Origin of the sequence: Microcoleus anatoxicus (assembly GCF_042465725.1) — a bacterium.
Lineage (GTDB): Bacteria > Cyanobacteriota > Cyanobacteriia > Cyanobacteriales > Microcoleaceae > Microcoleus > Microcoleus anatoxicus.
Genome location: NZ_CP120853.1, coordinates 5,365,869 through 5,381,363, shown reverse-complemented (window position 1 = coordinate 5,381,363; position 15,495 = coordinate 5,365,869). Strand labels below are relative to the sequence as shown.

Here is a 15,495-nt window from a genome sequence, read left to right as displayed (position 1 = left end):
TCTTCTGAGTTTTGGGCAAGAGTTGCAACGGATAACTCCCATTGTCCTATGACCTATTTTATCGGCATGAATTGAGAACGAAGATATTTCTGGGAATCGAGATGTCAGAGATGCTGTTCCTGAGAATTTGGTTTTTGGTTGAGTTAGAAAGGAATTGCTGGGGAATCTTCTTGGAAAAAAGTCTCTCTGGCGATGGATTGAATGGTGGACAGGGGTACTTGACAGAAATATTGGCGCCGGAATTGTTCTTCGGAGACTGCTGCTAGGAATTTTGCTGTCCAGTGGGCTAGTTGTCGAGAATTAGAAGTGGAAAATTGGGTGGATTGGCTAGCTAATAAGGATTTGGAGATGTTATTTCCTCTGTTTTCCGTTTCTGCTTGTCTGGTGATGTAAAAGGCTCGATCGCGATAATTGACTTTGAAACCAAGATGGGTTAAGGTTTTGAACCCCAATTGCAGGGATGTGTCGCTGATTCCGAGTTTGTGGCCTAGTTGCTGTCTGGTGACTGGTTTTTGGGTGCGGCTGAGATATTTGGCGATACCGATTAGTTGTTGCCAGATTTGCTCAGGGGGGACTGCTGGGGGTAAGCTGTAGGCGATCGCCAGTTTTTGTTGCTTGTGCTGTGCTTTTCTCAACCAAATCCGCATTTCATCCCAACTTGTGGGGCATTTTTGGAGGATGAGGCAGTTTGGTCGATCGAATATTTCGGAGGAATCAACTCGATTTGCTGCTGATATGGGAGAGGCTAATTTTTTGCTGGCTGCTAATAATTCTGCCTCTAGATTTCCACTCCGCCAGTCTAATATCCAATCTATTTGATGGGTCGGCTGGATGGGGTTTGATTCCTGGCGAGAACGCAATGCTATCAGTCGCACTTCATATTGTTCTTCATAAGTATTGAAGTCTAGTTCCACTATAGCATCGCATCGGCCTTCAGGAATTTCGTCTCGGTAGTGTCCCCACCAAATACCGGGGAATCCTGTATTGACAGATTCATCCCAAATTTTAAATCTGGTTTTGATATATTTAATTTCTTGTCCTTTCCAATCTTTGATATTTTTATTCCAAACATTGTCAAACCAGCAGTTAAGAATCAGCAATTTGGGTGCGGGATTGCCCATACCACAGGGTTCTAGTAATTTTAATTCTTGAAACAGGTTTTTTCCTAACTCAGCAACAGTAATTGTGAGGTCTGCTTGGACTGGAGATGCTGTCAAACTTTCTATGCTGTATTTTTGCCGTAGTTGCTGGTTTACAGCATCGGTAAATAGGGGGATATTTTCCACGGGCAGACTCAATCCAGCGGCGAAGGGATGACCGCCAAATCTATCTAATAAATGTGCTTGGTCTTTGACTAATTGGTAAAGGTCGATTTGATTGGTGGAACGGGCAGAACCTCTGGCGATTTGGGATTGGGGGACTGTGGGTATTTGTGAGTCTAAAGATTGGATTGATTCTGTTTCTGGCAGAGTTTCGTTGATTTCTGCTGTGGTTTCAGTGCTGAATAAAATTACGGGGCGGCCGTATTCTTGGGCGATTTGTCCGGCTACCAATCCTAATACTCCTAGGGCCCATTGGGGGTCAGAGAGGACGATGACGCTGGTGGTGGACAGGTCGAGTTTGGCTAATTTTTGGGCTGCATCTTTGGCTACAGATGTTTGTAAAGATTTGCGCCTGGAGTTGGCTATTTCGGTTAAGAGTGCTAGTTCTTCGCAGCGTTTTTTGTCGCGGCTGGTGAGGAGTTCTACGCAGAAACTGGCATCGCCTTGGATGCGGCTGACGGCGTTGATGCGGGGGCCTAGTCCGAAGGAAATGTCTGTGGGGCGATCGCCATTTTTGTTGCACAATTGTAGTAATTTTGCAACCCCTGGCCGAGTGGGATTTTTGAGTTGTTTTTGTAGTTGTTGTATGCCCAGTTGAGCTAGGTAGCGACTGTCTCCTGTGAGTTGGACTAAATCGGCGATTAATCCGATGGCTACTAATTCTAATAAGTCAGTTAAAGCAAGCTGGGGAATATCGGGCAATGTTTGATATAGTGCTTCGATTAATTTGTAGGCGACGGCGACACCGGATAGGTGAAAAAGTTGATGATTTGAGGGGAGGTATCGGGGATTGATAATGGCTACTGCGTCAGGGCGATCGTCGGGGAGGGTGTGATGATCTGTAATAATTATATCTATGCCTAAACTTGTGGCATATTTGATTTCCGCGATATTTGTACTACCGGTATCGCAGGTAATAATTAGGCTAATTCCCGATGTTTTTAAGGCTTCTATGCCGGGAATATTGAGACCGTGAGATTCTGTTAAACGATTTGGAATATAATAAATTAATTTGTCATTTTGGGAAAATATTTTGCCAAGTCCATCCCAGAGTACAGAGGTTGAGGTGATACCATCGGCATCGAAGTCTCCCCAAATTGCTACTTTTTCAGTGTTGTTTTTTGCTTGATGGATTCTGTCTATTGCCCAGTTCATTTCTTGCCCAAATTCCCAGGGACTTGCTGGCTGGTAAAGTTGGGGATTTAAGAATCCGGGTATTTGTTCTGGCTTTTTAATTCCTCGATACCAGAGGAGTGCTGCGGCATAGTTTCCGGGGAGTTCCGGTGCGTGTTTGTTGACAGCTTGGATTAGCCAAGCTGGGACTTGAGTTGAGGGCTGAGTTTGCCAGTTTTGATGGGGTTCTGTCATAGGATAATTTTAACAGAATTGATGGCCAATCAAAGTATCAATATCAGAAACCCGGTTGTTTAAAATAACCGGGTTTCGAGAGAAAGTCATAATAACTTTCTCGTTCAACTCTCAAAATATAAGAATTAAGCTCCTCTTTTGAGAGCCATTTCTACCTGCTGAAATTCTGCTTCAAGACGCTTTTTCAACTTTTCAGGAACGGGACGATTTGGATAGGAACTGTAATGTCCGGCCAAAGAGTTTAAAGCTGTTCGCATTGTTGTGAAAGATGAAAGCTTGGTAAGAGCGGGATCGCGACGGTAAGCAGCAGCAAAGTCATTGATTTTTGTGCGAGAATCTGCTTGAGCTGCTGCTTTTTCCGGCGTACCCTCTGGTAAAGTCAGCGATGTTCTCAAGCTGGTTACTAAGTCTAATGTGTCTTGGCGGTAGTCTCCGCTGAGAGTGGCTGGAACATTGGTACAGCCACTGATGCCTATGACAACAACTAATACTAGGGCTAACAGACGGGAAATGTAATGCTTCATAAGGGTTGAAAGAAATGGCAGCCAAATTTGCGATCGAATATTAACCTTTATCCTATCTCGAATCAGGATACCCATGTCAATTTACCCAAAAATATGTCCATACCATGAAATATATATTTTGTCAATCTCAAACTCAAAATTCCCTATCTAAAATTGATTGATTTGTCCTGCAACAACGGTCAGAATTTGAGTTTGTTGCAGCCATTGAGAGTCAAAAGCGCCTAAATGGGTAGTAGTAATTAGAGTTTGAAATCGTTCTTGAATGGTTTCTAAAAGTTGATTTTGGCGGTTGAGATCGAGTTCTGCAAGTACGTCGTCTAGCAACAGCAAAGGTGGTTCGCCAACGACTTCTTCAATAAGCTGCAATTCGGCTAATTTTAAGGCTAATACCAGAGTTCGTTGCTGACCTTGAGAGCCGTATTGACGAGCAGGTGTATTGTTAATGGTAAATGTAATATCATCACGGTGGGGACCGACTAAAGTAGTACCTTGAAATTTTTCGGCGATCGCCCTTTGTTGAATTTTATCTAAAAATGCTTGCCGCACTCCTTCAAGATTGTCTTTAGCGATGAATTCTTGCCCTACTTCAATATTAGCAGCGTACTTCACATCCAAAAGTTCTGTAGAACCGCTAATGGAAGAGTGCCAATTGCGAGCTAAGGGTATCAATCGATCTAAAATGCGATCGCGCCTACGGATCACACGAGCACCCGCCGTTGCTAATTGTGCATCCCACAATGCTAATTCTGTATTGGGAATGGGGGATTGGGCAACCCCCCCCTCACCCAGAAGGGGGGAAAAAATTGGGAATTGTTCTCTATTTTGTGCTTCGGGAGTTTCGTTTCCCATAAATTGCATTTTGTCAATAGTTTCGGAAACATCGGTTTTTCTAATTTCCTTGGAGCTTTTTAATAGAGCGTTGCGTTGGCGCAAAATTTGGTTATATTGCTGCAAAATATGAGCGTAAATTGGTTCTAATTGGATTACGAGGCGATCGATCCAATGTCGCCTTATTTCCGGGGCACCGCGCACTAAGTCCAAATCTAAACAAGAAAATTGCACGACATTTAAGACGCTCAAAAAATCCAAATGACGGCGCAGAGGTTCACTGTTGATTTTGCATACACGGCGCGCCTGAGAGCGCATAGTTAATGCTAATTCTATCGAGCCGGTTTGACGCTCCAGGGTGGCATCTATTTGCCCCATGGGTTTGGAGTCGAGGATTAAATCGCGATCGCGCGTCGCCCTATGACTTTTTAATGTCGAAAGCAATTCTACTGCTTCTAATAAATTCGATTTTCCCTGAGCGTTATTGCCGACTAAAATAGTTTTTGGAGCATCAAATACTACTTTTTGGTCTAGGTAATTGCGAAATTGTCTAAGGTGGATATTTTTGAGATACATGATAATATCAATTCCGGTTGTATCGGAATGATTTAACCGCGAAGGCGCGAAGGACGCGAAGGAAGAGAGGAGAGGGATTAATCTACTTTTGATTATTTGCTGGGTTTGTAGAAGCGGATAAATAGTTTTTCCATTTCAATCCAGACAAACATTAGGGCGCTGAAACCGAAGCAAACCATTAATTCAAATAAGCTCAAATAGTGAGTTCCAAAAAATGCTCTGAGTGGGGGAACGTAAATTAGTAGCAATTGCATAAAAGTTGTAACTATCACCGCACCCCACACAAAGATATTGGTGAAGGGATTTAATTCAATAGTTAGCTGAGTTTGGGAACGACAGGCGATCGCGTGACCCATTTGTGCTAGACAGAGAGTGGTGAATACCATCGTTTTCCAAGCTTCTCGATCGCCCTGATAGTTGGCCGCATGAGTGTATCCGTAAGCCCAGGACATCATGGTTATGGTCAAAATTGCAAAAATAATGCCGATCCGAATCATGTAAGAACCCAAACCCCGCGCAAAAATACTTTCTCGCGGACTAAAGGGAGGCTTCTTCATCACATTCGGTTCGGCTGGTTCTACCGCTAAAGCTAACGCTGGAACTCCGTCAGTAACTAAGTTCATCCACAAAATTTGTAGGGGGGTCAGCGGTACTCCTCCTAAACCCATTAAAGGGGCGGCGGCGATGGTCAAAACTTCGCCAATATTACTGCCCAAAATGTACTTAATAAAACGGCGAATATTAGTATAAACTACTCTTCCTTCTTCAGCGGCCGCGACTATAGTGGCAAAGTTGTCATCTAGCAGCACCATATCGCTAGCTTCTTTGCTGACGTCGGTGCCGGTAATGCCCATGGCGATGCCGATATCGGCTTGTTTTAAAGCAGGTGCATCGTTAACGCCGTCACCTGTCATGGCGACAAATTTGCCCCAACTTTGCAAGGCTTGGACTATTCGTAATTTGTGCTCCGGGGAGACGCGGGCGTAAACGCTAACTTGCTCTACTTGCTGTTTGAGTTGTTCAGGGCTGAGTTTTTCTAATTCTTGACCGGTGAGGACTCGATCGCCTACACTGGCAATTCCCAAATCCTGGGCGATCGCCTTAGCAGTCAGTTGGTGATCCCCGGTAATCATCACCACGCGAATCCCTGCATCCCGACATTTCACCACAGCTTCTCGTACTTCCGGGCGCGGTGCATCTAGCATACTCACCAACCCCAACCAAATCATGTCTTGTTCGCTGGTTTCTTCGGAACCTGATGGTGGTAAGTTTTCCCATAGTTTGTAAGCAAAGCCGAGGACTCGCAAACCGCTACTTGCCATATCATTGTTTTCGGCAAGAATGCGATCGCGCATGGACTGTGTTATGGGTTGAATTCGATCGCCCACAATCATTCCCTGACAGCGCTCCAAAGTCAACTCTGGAGAACCTTTGGTCAACATTAAATAATTGGGTTCTTCTCCTTCGGGTTTGGGAAATCCGCAATTGTGCGATCGCCCTGGTAGTTGGCAAATTACGCTCATCCGCTTGCGTTCGGAAGAAAACGGAAATTCTGCCGTCCGTGGCAGTAATTGAGACTGCATATCCTTATATATGCCTGCTTTGGCCGCAAAAGATAGCAGGGCTCCCTCGGTGGGATCTCCCAAAATTGTCCATTCTTGCTGTTGGTGCTGCAAAAATGCGTCGTTGCAAACTGCACAGGCTATTAATAAGGCTTCGAGTTCTGGATATGCTTCTAAGTTATCAATTTGGGCCGATTTTTGGCGATCGGTAAAAATGCCGATCGGGTTATAACCCGATCCGTCGATGCCGACATCAGAATTGCCTGTGTGTACTCGCTGAACTACCATTTTATTTTGGGTCAGGGTACCGGTTTTGTCGGAACAGATAGTAGTCACTGAACCCAAGGTTTCTACGGCTGGTAGTTTGCGAATCAGGGCCTGCCGCTTCACCATCCGCTTGGTTCCCAGGGCTAAAGTGACTGTGACAACTGCTGCGAGTCCTTCGGGGACAACGGCTACAGCCATACTCAGAGATACTTCTAAGAGTTCTTCAAATTTCCTGGTATCGAACCCAAGGCTGCCATTTTGGAAGGTAATCATGCCGCCGATGACGACGATCAGGACTAGGATCATCGCACCGGAGACTAGAACATTCGCCAACTGGCTCATCCGCTGTTGCAGGGGAGTTGGTTCGGTTTCTACGGAGGCAAGCATGGTGGCGATTTTGCCTAGTTCAGTTTGCATTCCGGTGTTGGTGACGATCGCCTTGGCGCGTCCTTGTACAACTTCGGTGCCCTGAAAAATCAAGTTCAGGCGATCGCCCAAGGAAGCATTTTCTGCAAGTTCCAGATCCGCTTCTTTGGTGACTGCTAAGGCTTCTCCTGTTAATGCAGATTCTCTGACTTGCAGGTTGGATGCTTCGATCAATCGGGCGTCTGCGGCTATTTTCACTCCGGCTTCCAGGAGCATGATGTCTCCAGGTACGACTTCTTTAGCTGCTATTTCTGAAGTTTTGCCGTCTCGCACCACTCTGACTAGGGGGGATGAAAGGTTTTTGAGGGCTGCGAGGGCTTTTTCGGCTCTGCTTTCTTGAAGATAGCCGAGAATGCCGTTGAGGATGACGATCGCAAAAATGGCGATCGCATCTTTGGGAAAATTGTTGGATTTGATATCTAAAAAACCGGAAATTATGGCTACCGCCATCAGCATCAACAACATGATGTTGGTGAATTGATCGACAAAAATCGACCAAGGGCTGCGGCCTGCTGTTTCTTCTAGTTCGTTGTGGCCGTATTGCTGTAGTCGTTCTGATACCTGTTGAGCCCTTAAGCCAGTGTCTTTGTTGCTACTGAGCTGTTTCAGGGTTGTGTCGATTGCTACGGTGTGCCAAGAAGACGGAGGATTTGAAGACATAAATTACCATCGAGCATGGGGCATAAAGGTGGCTGTGACCCTACAGCTACAGCCAGTGGATGCGGCGATCGGGCATGGGGAAGAGTTAAGAGGAAGGAGAAAGCTAGAAACCTCTCTCTGGCTCTGTCTGTATAGCTGGTAAAAGTCCTACCGCTGATAGCACTAATCCACCTTACCAAACTTACCAAAAATCAGGAATTTCCGTCGGCAAACAAACTCTATTCCAAGATGGGGGATAGGGAGAGGAGAAGAGTGTCCTAGTAAGGTTTAATCATTCCGATACAACCGGAATTGAGATCGTCCGTTAGGGGTTGATGAACAGTTGGGACTTGAAACCATCGCCATCTGAGGAACACATCCCGGAATCTGAGCTACAACCGGATCGGGTACAAGGCGATCGAGCGATCTTCATTGGAGGGATTTCCTTCCAGCAGATCGCTTCGCTACCGCTAACTGGCGATCGGGTTGAATGTGTCGCTGTTTTTTTGCTTCCCCAACCTTCTTTTCGCAAAAGTTTAATTATCTTAACTTTTTTTAACAATAGGCTCAAACCTCAGACATCAGGAAGGTGGGCTCCTCCGAAGACCGTGGGGATTTGGCAAAACCTACCAGCAAATTCTGCCCATCGGAGGCGATCGCAAGGCTCTAACCATTACCACATTAGCCTCCCAGTCTCACCCTCTGTTAACAGATAAATTCCTGTAATAATTTGTAATAAACAAACACTCGTCAGCATTGTATAAAGAGTAGGAGAGGGTTGAAGGGGCAGGCTAAAGTTAACAAAAACACTGTTTAACAAGGTTTGTCGCATCTCATAAAAGATGTAAAATATTCTAAGGTTTCTTAAACGTCCGTTGCAATGTAACAATGGTACAGGTAGCGGAAAGGGAGAGATCGAGCCGCTCAGCTAATTAGCTGGTGTCAACCCTCAACCCTTACAGGCGATCGGCCTGAACAAATTTAACTTAACGGTTTTATACCGCAACCAAACTCAATTAACTCAAGTAGGAGAGTTGTTTCATGTTAGACGCATTTACAAAAGTAGTTTCCCAAGCTGACGCTCGTGGCGAATTCTTGGCAGCAGGTCAACTAGATGCCCTAAGCAGCATGGTTGCAGAGAGCAACAAGCGCATTGATGCAGTTAACCGCATCACCAGCAACGCTTCCACCATCGTTGCCAATGCAGCTCGCTCTTTGTTTGCTGAGCAACCTCAATTGATCGCCCCAGGCGGCAACGCTTACACCAGCCGTCGCATGGCAGCTTGCTTGCGCGACATGGAAATCATCTTGCGCTATGTCACCTATGCAACTTTCGCAGGTGATGCCAGCGTTCTTGATGACCGTTGCTTGAACGGCTTGCGGGAAACCTACCTGGCATTGGGCACTCCTGGTGCTTCAGTAGCAGCAGGCGTCCAAAAAATGAAGGAAGCCGCGATCGCGATTGCTAACGACCCCAACGGTGTTACTCGTGGCGATTGCAACTCGCTGATGTCGGAAATCGGTGGCTACTTCGACCGTGCAGCTAGTGCAGTCGGCTAAAAATAGCTCAGCGACGATTAATTGAGTGTAAAAAAAGCGAACCATCGCATTTTTACAAATATTCTGTACCAAAACAACACAACATTAATTAAGGAGAAAACAGGACAATGAAAACCCCGTTGACCGAAGCAGTAACAGCAGCCGATTCTCAAGGCCGTTTCCTCAGCAGCACCGAACTTCAAGTCGCCTTCGGCCGCTTCCGCCAAGCTGCTGCTGGCCTAGAAGCAGCAAAAGCTCTGACAGCTAACTCTCAGCGCTTGATCGACGGTGCAGCCCAAGCAGTGTACAACAAATTCCCGTACACCCAACAAATGCAAGGCCCTAACTATGCTTCTACCGCAACAGGTAAAGCAAAGTGCGCTCGCGACATCGGCTACTACCTGCGTATGGTCACCTACTGCTTGGTTGCAGGCGGCACAGGCCCAATGGATGAGTACCTGATTGCAGGTATCGACGAAATCAACCGGACTTTTGAATTGTCCCCTAGCTGGTACGTTGAAGCTCTCAAGTACATCAAAGCCAACCACGGTTTGAGTGGCGATGCTGCTACTGAAGCTACCTCCTACCTAGACTACGCAATCAACGCCCTGAGCTAGATTTGCGTGATGCCCGGAAATGTAAGCTGCTGTTAGCTAGAGTGTTAGCGGTTGTTTACAATTCCGGGCATCTCCATTGGAGGGCAAGTTTTCCAAACAATTTTAAAAAGTTTTCAGTTTTTAAAGCAAAAAGGGAGAACTAAAAATGTCTCGATTGAGTGCTGCATAACGCTGTTTCGGGTGGTTCTCGCGCTCAAATCTTGGGTAGTCGGAAAAAGTCGCATTAAAGTAAGTTGAATGGATGATTATAGAAACCAGACAATTAAAGATGGTTTGGTGCATTTTATAAAATCAACTTACTAAAAAATAACAGTTTTTGCCTAAGTAGCAAAACACTCAAGTACCACAAAGCTTTCAATTCACACTCATACATTTAGGAGAAATTCTGGTGGCTATTACAACAGCAGCGTCCAGACTGGGGACATCAGCATTGAGCGATGCGCCGAAGGTAGAATTGCGTCCGAATTACACAAAAGATGACGTAGAAATGGTAATTCGCGCTACTTACCGCCAGTTGTTAGGCAACGATTATTTGATGAAATCCGAGCGCTTGAAAAGTGCTGAATCTTTGCTGCAAGACGGCAGTTTAACAGTACGAGAATTTGTGCGCACAGTAGCTAAGTCAGAACTGTACAAAACCAAGTTTTTCTACAGCAGCTTCCAAACTCGGACGATCGAACTAAACTACAAACACCTGCTCGGTCGCGCTATTTATGACGAATCTGAAGTAGTTTATCACTTAGATTTGTACGAAAACAAAGGATACGATGCTGATATTGATTCCTACATCGATTCCGTAGAATATCAAGAAAGCTTTGGCGAAAGTATCGTCCCTTACTACCGTGGTTTTGATAATCAGCGGGGACAAAAAACCGTTGGTTTTACCAGGATGTTCCGCTTGTATCGGGGCTACGCAAATAGCGATACAGCTCAACTAGAAGGCAATAACTCTCGCCTAGCCGTGGAAGTTGGTAGCAACACTGCTACCGCAGTAGTTGGCCCCTCCGGTGGCAGCGAAGGTTGGGCTTATCGCCCTTCGGCACAAAACGTAACTCCCAGCAGCGGTTTCGGCGGCGCGGCAGCTTACGGCAAAGAAGGACGACTTTTCCGGGTGGAAGTTTCCGGCATTCGCACGGGCGGATATCCTAACGTGCGTCGCAGCAGCAAAGCGTTTATCGTACCTGTTGATGATTTGTCCTCGCAAATGCAGAAATTTCAGCGTTTGGGCGGGAAAATCGCCAGCATTACTCCAATTTAGTCATTAGTCATTAGTTATTGGTTATTGTTAAGTTACCATAACCAATAACAATGCCCGATCGCACAATCAGCGCCACAATCACCAACTTTCGTCCGCGCCACGCGAGACTAAGAATGCAACTAACCCGCGCAGGCGGGTTTTGTCTGTGTAGAAGCGAATTCTATTCGCCCAATATTTGCCTAAAATTATGAATAAAATTAATCAAAAATTATGGATTATTATGAATCAGACTCACCGCCAGCGGATGTAGCTAGCGGCGAGTCTTTAACGTTAGAACAGGCGATCGCCAATCTCCGCTCCCAAGATTACAGCCTCCGCTATTACGCCGCATGGTGGGTGGGCAGATTTCGAGTTAAAGAACCCACAGTGATTGCAGCTCTAATTGCTGCTTTGCAAGAAGAATCGGAACAAACAAAAATAGGCGATTATTCTCTATTGCGAAATGCAGCGCGAGCTCTGGGAAAATTGGGTGACAAACAAGCATTGCCGGCACTAATTCAGTGCTTGGAATGTGAGGATTATTACGTGCGGGAAGCGGCGGCTCAAGCTCTAGAAATGCTGGGCGATCGGGATGCGATTGGGGCACTGATGAAACTATTAGATGGGGGAGTGCCAGCCGCCGTGCGCGTGCCAGGAAAATCCCACTTAGTGCAACCTTATGACTCAGTAATTGAAGCTCTGGGAACCCTGCAAGCTGAGGAAGCGCTACCAGCAATTCAACCTTTTTTAGAACATTCTGTCGAGCGGGTGCAGTACGCGGCAGCGCGGGCGATGTATCAGTTAACTGGGGAATCAGTTTACGGAGAACGGTTGGTGACTGCTTTGAATGGGGATAATTTGCAGTTGAGACGATCGGCTTTAATGGACTTAGGGGCGATCGGCTATTTGCCCGGAGCTCAAGCTATCTCTGAAACTTTAGCCGAAAATAGCATGAAATTGATTGCCCTAAAAGGAGTTTTGGAGCATCATCTCCAACAACAAGCATCACTATCTTTGTCAGATGAAGCTATCCATGTGATGAATTTAATGGATAGTTTACTGTGAAAAAATTCGTTCACAACTGAAATAGGATTGCTTTAGTGATTTTCAATTATCTATCGTATATTCAGGATACAGCACTGCTATAGCAATCCTAAATGATTAATGAAGATTTGTAGGGGTAGTGCCCCCGTGCCTACCCCAGCAGCTAAGGGCAACCACGGGGGGATTGCCCCTACAAGAAACTATACAAATGATTTAGGATTGCTATATGTCCCTACGGCATACCTGTACTTGATGGAGTTGAGAACTATTTTATCGGTTTGATCCGGGTGAATCTATGACCGATTATTTGATGAATAAGAAACGATGGTTTAGGTACTAATTTTTATAAAATTCAGTGAAAACACTGAGGCTGGTGGCCGTTGTTGGTGAAAGCGAGCGTGTTAAAATAATATTATCATCTGGATTAGTTCTCAGTTTAAAAAGTTTGGGTTTTGACTGCGGGCGATCGCGGAATGCTGGGAGATGGTTGTGTAGCGGCTAGAAGTATAAATCGGGGGATTCATTATGAGCAACGATCCTTTTGAAGTCCATGTGCAACATTTTGCAGCGCTGAAGTCTAAGTATCAAGCAACAAAATATGAAGATTCATCTCCCTCAAGTCTTCTGTATCTCATTCTGCGAAAAGCTGATTTAGAAATTGAAATTAGTAAATTTGAGTTGAAGTGGTTACAAGAGCATGAGCTTTTGGAAACAATAAAAGCTATCGAGCAAGAGCCACTACATAAGGCTGAAGAACGAAGCAAACTAGATGCTAAATTTTCTAAACTCAAGTCTAAGTTCAAAGTAACCAGACCTCGCGATTTATCGCTATCTAATCCTTTGTATCCTATCCTTTGGAAACTTGACTCAGAAAATCAGCTAACTGACTTAGAAGTTAAATATCTTAAAGAACAGGGGCTTACTGAAACAGTTGCTATAGTTGAAGAGATGGCGCGATTTGCTGCACTAAAGGCTAAGTACCAAGCAACTGAATACCCAGATTGTTCGCTTGATAGCCCCTTGTATCAAATTCTCAAGAAACTCGATACACAACAAATATTAAGTGATGTAGAGGCTAACTGGCTGTTCAACAACCACCTGATTGATACTCTAGAAATTTTTTGGCAACAAAAAGCTGGACGGGAAGCTGAATTTGCCCAACTCAAGGATAAGTACAAAGCTAGTGAATACCCAGAAACATCTGTCTGTAGTCCGCTCTATCAAATCCTGCAAAACCTGGATGCAGATATGCAGTTGAGCGAGTCAGAACTTAACTGGCTGGAAGAGCATCAACTTAGCGAAACGCTTAGCATTGTTTTGGAGATTGAACAGACACGCCACTTTGCCGAACTGAAAGTTAAGTATAAAGCTAATGAATTTGAGGATTCATCACGATCGAGCCATCTTTATAAAGTTCTCAAAAAAATTGATTTAGAAAGTCAGCTAGGTGAGCAGGATGTTAACTTTCTGAAAAAGCGTAAACTGACTGAGACAATTACTATTGCTATTAACAAATATGTTGCTAGTCTGAAGTCTAAGATTCAATCGGGAGAGCAGTTGAGTGAGGCTGATATTGATTGGGCGAAACAGAATGGACGTGAGGATGTAATTGCTTTTGCTATTGACAAATATGCTGCTACTCTGAAATCCAAAATCCAATCGGGAGATCTGTTGAGTGAGGCTGATATTGATTGGCTGAAACAGAATGGACGTGAGGATGTAATTACTTTCGCCCAAGAAAAGGAATTTGCTGCTCTTAAGGTCAAGTATCGGATTATAGGTAGTGATTTCCCCTTCGACCCGTTTTACGCAATCATGGTAAAATTGGAGAGAGAAGAGCGTCTAGATCCTGTGTTAGTTGTTCAGTTAATACAACAAAAACTTTTAGCTAGTCATGGAAGGATTGCTATGGCCTACCACAGGCTTGAAGCGCTTTTCTACGATCAGGAATATGAGCGCACTGGAAACAAATGGAACTTGCCCAACGCCAGCAGTCATTGGCGTAAGGCAGATGAACCAAACAGTGCATTGAAGGTGACAGAAAATTTGGACTTCGACCAAATCAAAGAAAATAAGCTCAAGTCAGCTTTGCTAACAACTAGGGGCGGTGCTTTTCGAGATATTGGTAAATTAGATGATGCTGAAAAGTGCGCGCTCAAAGCTATTGAGTATCAGCCTCAGAGTCATCATCCTTACACTTTGATGGGAGCTATTTGTTATGAGCGGGGTCAATATTCACAGGGCGATGATTGGTTTAACAAGGCAATTAAACGCGGTGCTGAATCAGAAGATATAGATTCCGAACTCAAGCGGGTCGTCAAAAATGCTAAGGATGAGAAGCGTCGGGAAGTTGTGGAATATCTGCTGACAAAAAATCCGCAGCGCTATGCTTGGGCTAAGGCTTATAGGAAGCGTCAAGGCGGTGAGGATGCACGGCGCAAGATATCCTAGCGCAGGTATGGAGTGGAGTTTTTGAGGGATTCGACTCTTTAACCAAGACTGCAAAAGGTTCGATCGCGCGATCGACCCAACCTACAATTACAATGGTCACGGTACAGTTTATAAGTAAATGGCATTAGAACTAATTCAAGCTGTCGAACAAGCAGATTCTGCCGAAGGCTTGTTAAACGCAGTCAAAGCACTGGCCGCCGCTGGCTCAAAAGAAGCAATTCCCACCCTAATTACAGTGCTCGGCTACAACAACCCAGGGGCAGCAGTTGCCGCCGTGGACGGGCTGATTCAAGTCGGAGAACCTGCCGTACTTCCCCTCCTAGAACAGTTGGACGGCTACAATTACGGAGCCAGGGCTTGGGCCGTGAGAGCCTTGGCGGGCATTGGAGACCCCAGAGGTTTAAATATTTTGCTCGATGCAGCGGCGAATGACTTTGCTTTGAGCGTGCGGCGGGCGGCGGCTAGGGGTTTGGGAACCATTTGTTGGGAACTGATGCCCGCAGCACAAATTCCCGAATCTCAAAAAAACGCATCTCAAACGCTGCTGCAAGCGTCCCAAGACCCCGAATGGGTGGTGCGCTACGCAGCAGTAGGTGGTTTGCAAGCTTTGGCTAGTGCTGCTGTTCAAACGGATTGGCTGTCGCAAGTTTTGAGTAGACTTGAGGAAATTGCCTCTGGTGATGAAACTTCTTCAGTTAGGGCACGGGCCATGCTTGCTCAACAACAATTGTTACCGGGCTAGGGTTTGGGCGATGGTCTCTTCCAAATCCCGTTGAGGGAGAGTGGTTAATATAAAGACTTCTTGTACAGTTTTGCCCTGTCTGGCGATAATTTTAAATCCCCCGCGAATGGGTACTGACACTCTTAGTGTCATGTGGGGGATGTGACCTTTAACTTTGTTAATGACGCCTGGAGTAATGGTTTGAATGCCAATTTTTTGAGTCAATCGCTCTAAAATTGGTATCAATCCGTCAAGATGGGTAGAGTGATTCCAAACTAAGCGGCCTTTAGATTGTGGGTTCATAGCTTTTTTACCAATTCAACATACCCAGTCTAAGCCACCCCCGACGGTGAGCAATTGTCAATTCCCTGAAC

Annotated in this window: 12 protein-coding genes; 7 read left to right on the top strand and 5 right to left on the bottom strand. The window is 45.4% G+C overall.

Annotation, left to right across the window (positions count from 1 at the left end):
- Window positions 1-143: 143 nt before the first annotated feature.
- From P2A85_RS23340 to P2A85_RS23325, 4 genes are all read right to left on the bottom strand, one after another.
- Window positions 144-2,690 carry a DHH family phosphoesterase gene (locus P2A85_RS23340; protein WP_377475742.1) on the bottom strand — a complete coding sequence of 849 codons (2,547 nt, stop codon included), beginning with the start codon at window positions 2,688-2,690 and terminating at the stop codon, window positions 144-146.
- Window positions 2,691-2,815: 125 nt separating this feature from the next.
- Window positions 2,816-3,214: a photosystem II protein Psb27 gene (gene psb27 / locus P2A85_RS23335; RefSeq protein ID WP_377475741.1), complete on the bottom strand. Its 399-nt coding sequence runs from the start codon at window positions 3,212-3,214 to the stop codon at window positions 2,816-2,818.
- A gap of 147 nt (window positions 3,215-3,361) precedes the next feature.
- Window positions 3,362-4,618: a DNA replication/repair protein RecF gene (locus P2A85_RS23330; protein WP_377475740.1), complete on the bottom strand. Its 1,257-nt coding sequence runs from the start codon at window positions 4,616-4,618 to the stop codon at window positions 3,362-3,364.
- 92 nt (window positions 4,619-4,710) lie between these two features.
- On the bottom strand, window positions 4,711-7,533 hold the full coding sequence (locus P2A85_RS23325; protein WP_377475738.1) for a cation-translocating P-type ATPase: 2,823 nt from the start codon (window positions 7,531-7,533) through the stop codon (window positions 4,711-4,713).
- A gap of 314 nt (window positions 7,534-7,847) precedes the next feature.
- Between P2A85_RS23325 and P2A85_RS23320 the strand changes: the two genes are divergently transcribed.
- The 7 genes from P2A85_RS23320 (at window position 7,848) to P2A85_RS23290 (ending at window position 15,142) form a co-directional block, all read left to right on the top strand.
- The gene (locus P2A85_RS23320; RefSeq protein WP_377475737.1) at window positions 7,848-8,228 is read left to right on the top strand and encodes a hypothetical protein; all 381 of its coding nucleotides are present in this window, start codon (window positions 7,848-7,850) and stop codon (window positions 8,226-8,228) included.
- Window positions 8,229-8,553: 325 nt separating this feature from the next.
- The gene (locus P2A85_RS23315) at window positions 8,554-9,072 is read left to right on the top strand and encodes a phycocyanin subunit beta (RefSeq protein WP_340521913.1); all 519 of its coding nucleotides are present in this window, start codon (window positions 8,554-8,556) and stop codon (window positions 9,070-9,072) included.
- A 107-nt stretch (window positions 9,073-9,179) separates the two neighbouring features.
- Window positions 9,180-9,668, top strand: a complete 489-nt coding sequence (gene cpcA / locus P2A85_RS23310; protein WP_340521912.1) for a phycocyanin subunit alpha — start codon at window positions 9,180-9,182, stop codon at window positions 9,666-9,668.
- Between the two features lie 388 nt (window positions 9,669-10,056).
- Window positions 10,057-10,926, top strand: coding sequence for a phycobilisome rod-core linker polypeptide (locus P2A85_RS23305; protein WP_371115977.1), 870 nt, complete (start codon window positions 10,057-10,059; stop codon window positions 10,924-10,926).
- Between the two features lie 210 nt (window positions 10,927-11,136).
- Complete coding sequence (locus P2A85_RS23300; RefSeq protein ID WP_377475736.1) at window positions 11,137-11,970, top strand: HEAT repeat domain-containing protein; 834 nt, start codon at window positions 11,137-11,139, stop codon at window positions 11,968-11,970.
- A 504-nt stretch (window positions 11,971-12,474) separates the two neighbouring features.
- Window positions 12,475-14,400, top strand: coding sequence for a hypothetical protein (locus P2A85_RS23295; RefSeq protein ID WP_377475735.1), 1,926 nt, complete (start codon window positions 12,475-12,477; stop codon window positions 14,398-14,400).
- A gap of 118 nt (window positions 14,401-14,518) precedes the next feature.
- Window positions 14,519-15,142, top strand: a complete 624-nt coding sequence (locus P2A85_RS23290; RefSeq protein WP_377475733.1) for a HEAT repeat domain-containing protein — start codon at window positions 14,519-14,521, stop codon at window positions 15,140-15,142.
- Here P2A85_RS23290 and P2A85_RS23285 read toward each other — a convergent pair.
- Window positions 15,131-15,424, bottom strand: a complete 294-nt coding sequence (locus tag P2A85_RS23285; RefSeq protein WP_341730606.1) for a DUF2103 domain-containing protein — start codon at window positions 15,422-15,424, stop codon at window positions 15,131-15,133. The genes P2A85_RS23290 and P2A85_RS23285 overlap by 12 nt on opposite strands.
- Window positions 15,425-15,495: the final 71 nt, after the last annotated feature.

Bases quoted from the DNA above. Each gene is read 5' to 3' on its own strand.
- P2A85_RS23320 (WP_377475737.1), top strand. From the start codon at position 7,848: ATGAACAGTTGGGACTTGAAACCATCGCCATCTGAGGAACACATCCCG.
- psb27 (WP_377475741.1), bottom strand. From the start codon at position 3,214: ATGAAGCATTACATTTCCCGTCTGTTAGCCCTAGTATTAGTTGTTGTC.
- P2A85_RS23330 (WP_377475740.1), bottom strand. From the start codon at position 4,618: ATGTATCTCAAAAATATCCACCTTAGACAATTTCGCAATTACCTAGAC.
- P2A85_RS23285 (WP_341730606.1), bottom strand. From the start codon at position 15,424: ATGAACCCACAATCTAAAGGCCGCTTAGTTTGGAATCACTCTACCCAT.
- P2A85_RS23290 (WP_377475733.1), top strand. From the start codon at position 14,519: ATGGCATTAGAACTAATTCAAGCTGTCGAACAAGCAGATTCTGCCGAA.
- P2A85_RS23295 (WP_377475735.1), top strand. From the start codon at position 12,475: ATGAGCAACGATCCTTTTGAAGTCCATGTGCAACATTTTGCAGCGCTG.
- P2A85_RS23325 (WP_377475738.1), bottom strand. From the start codon at position 7,533: ATGTCTTCAAATCCTCCGTCTTCTTGGCACACCGTAGCAATCGACACA.
- P2A85_RS23340 (WP_377475742.1), bottom strand. From the start codon at position 2,690: ATGACAGAACCCCATCAAAACTGGCAAACTCAGCCCTCAACTCAAGTC.
- P2A85_RS23315 (WP_340521913.1), top strand. From the start codon at position 8,554: ATGTTAGACGCATTTACAAAAGTAGTTTCCCAAGCTGACGCTCGTGGC.
- cpcA (WP_340521912.1), top strand. From the start codon at position 9,180: ATGAAAACCCCGTTGACCGAAGCAGTAACAGCAGCCGATTCTCAAGGC.
- P2A85_RS23300 (WP_377475736.1), top strand. From the start codon at position 11,137: ATGGATTATTATGAATCAGACTCACCGCCAGCGGATGTAGCTAGCGGC.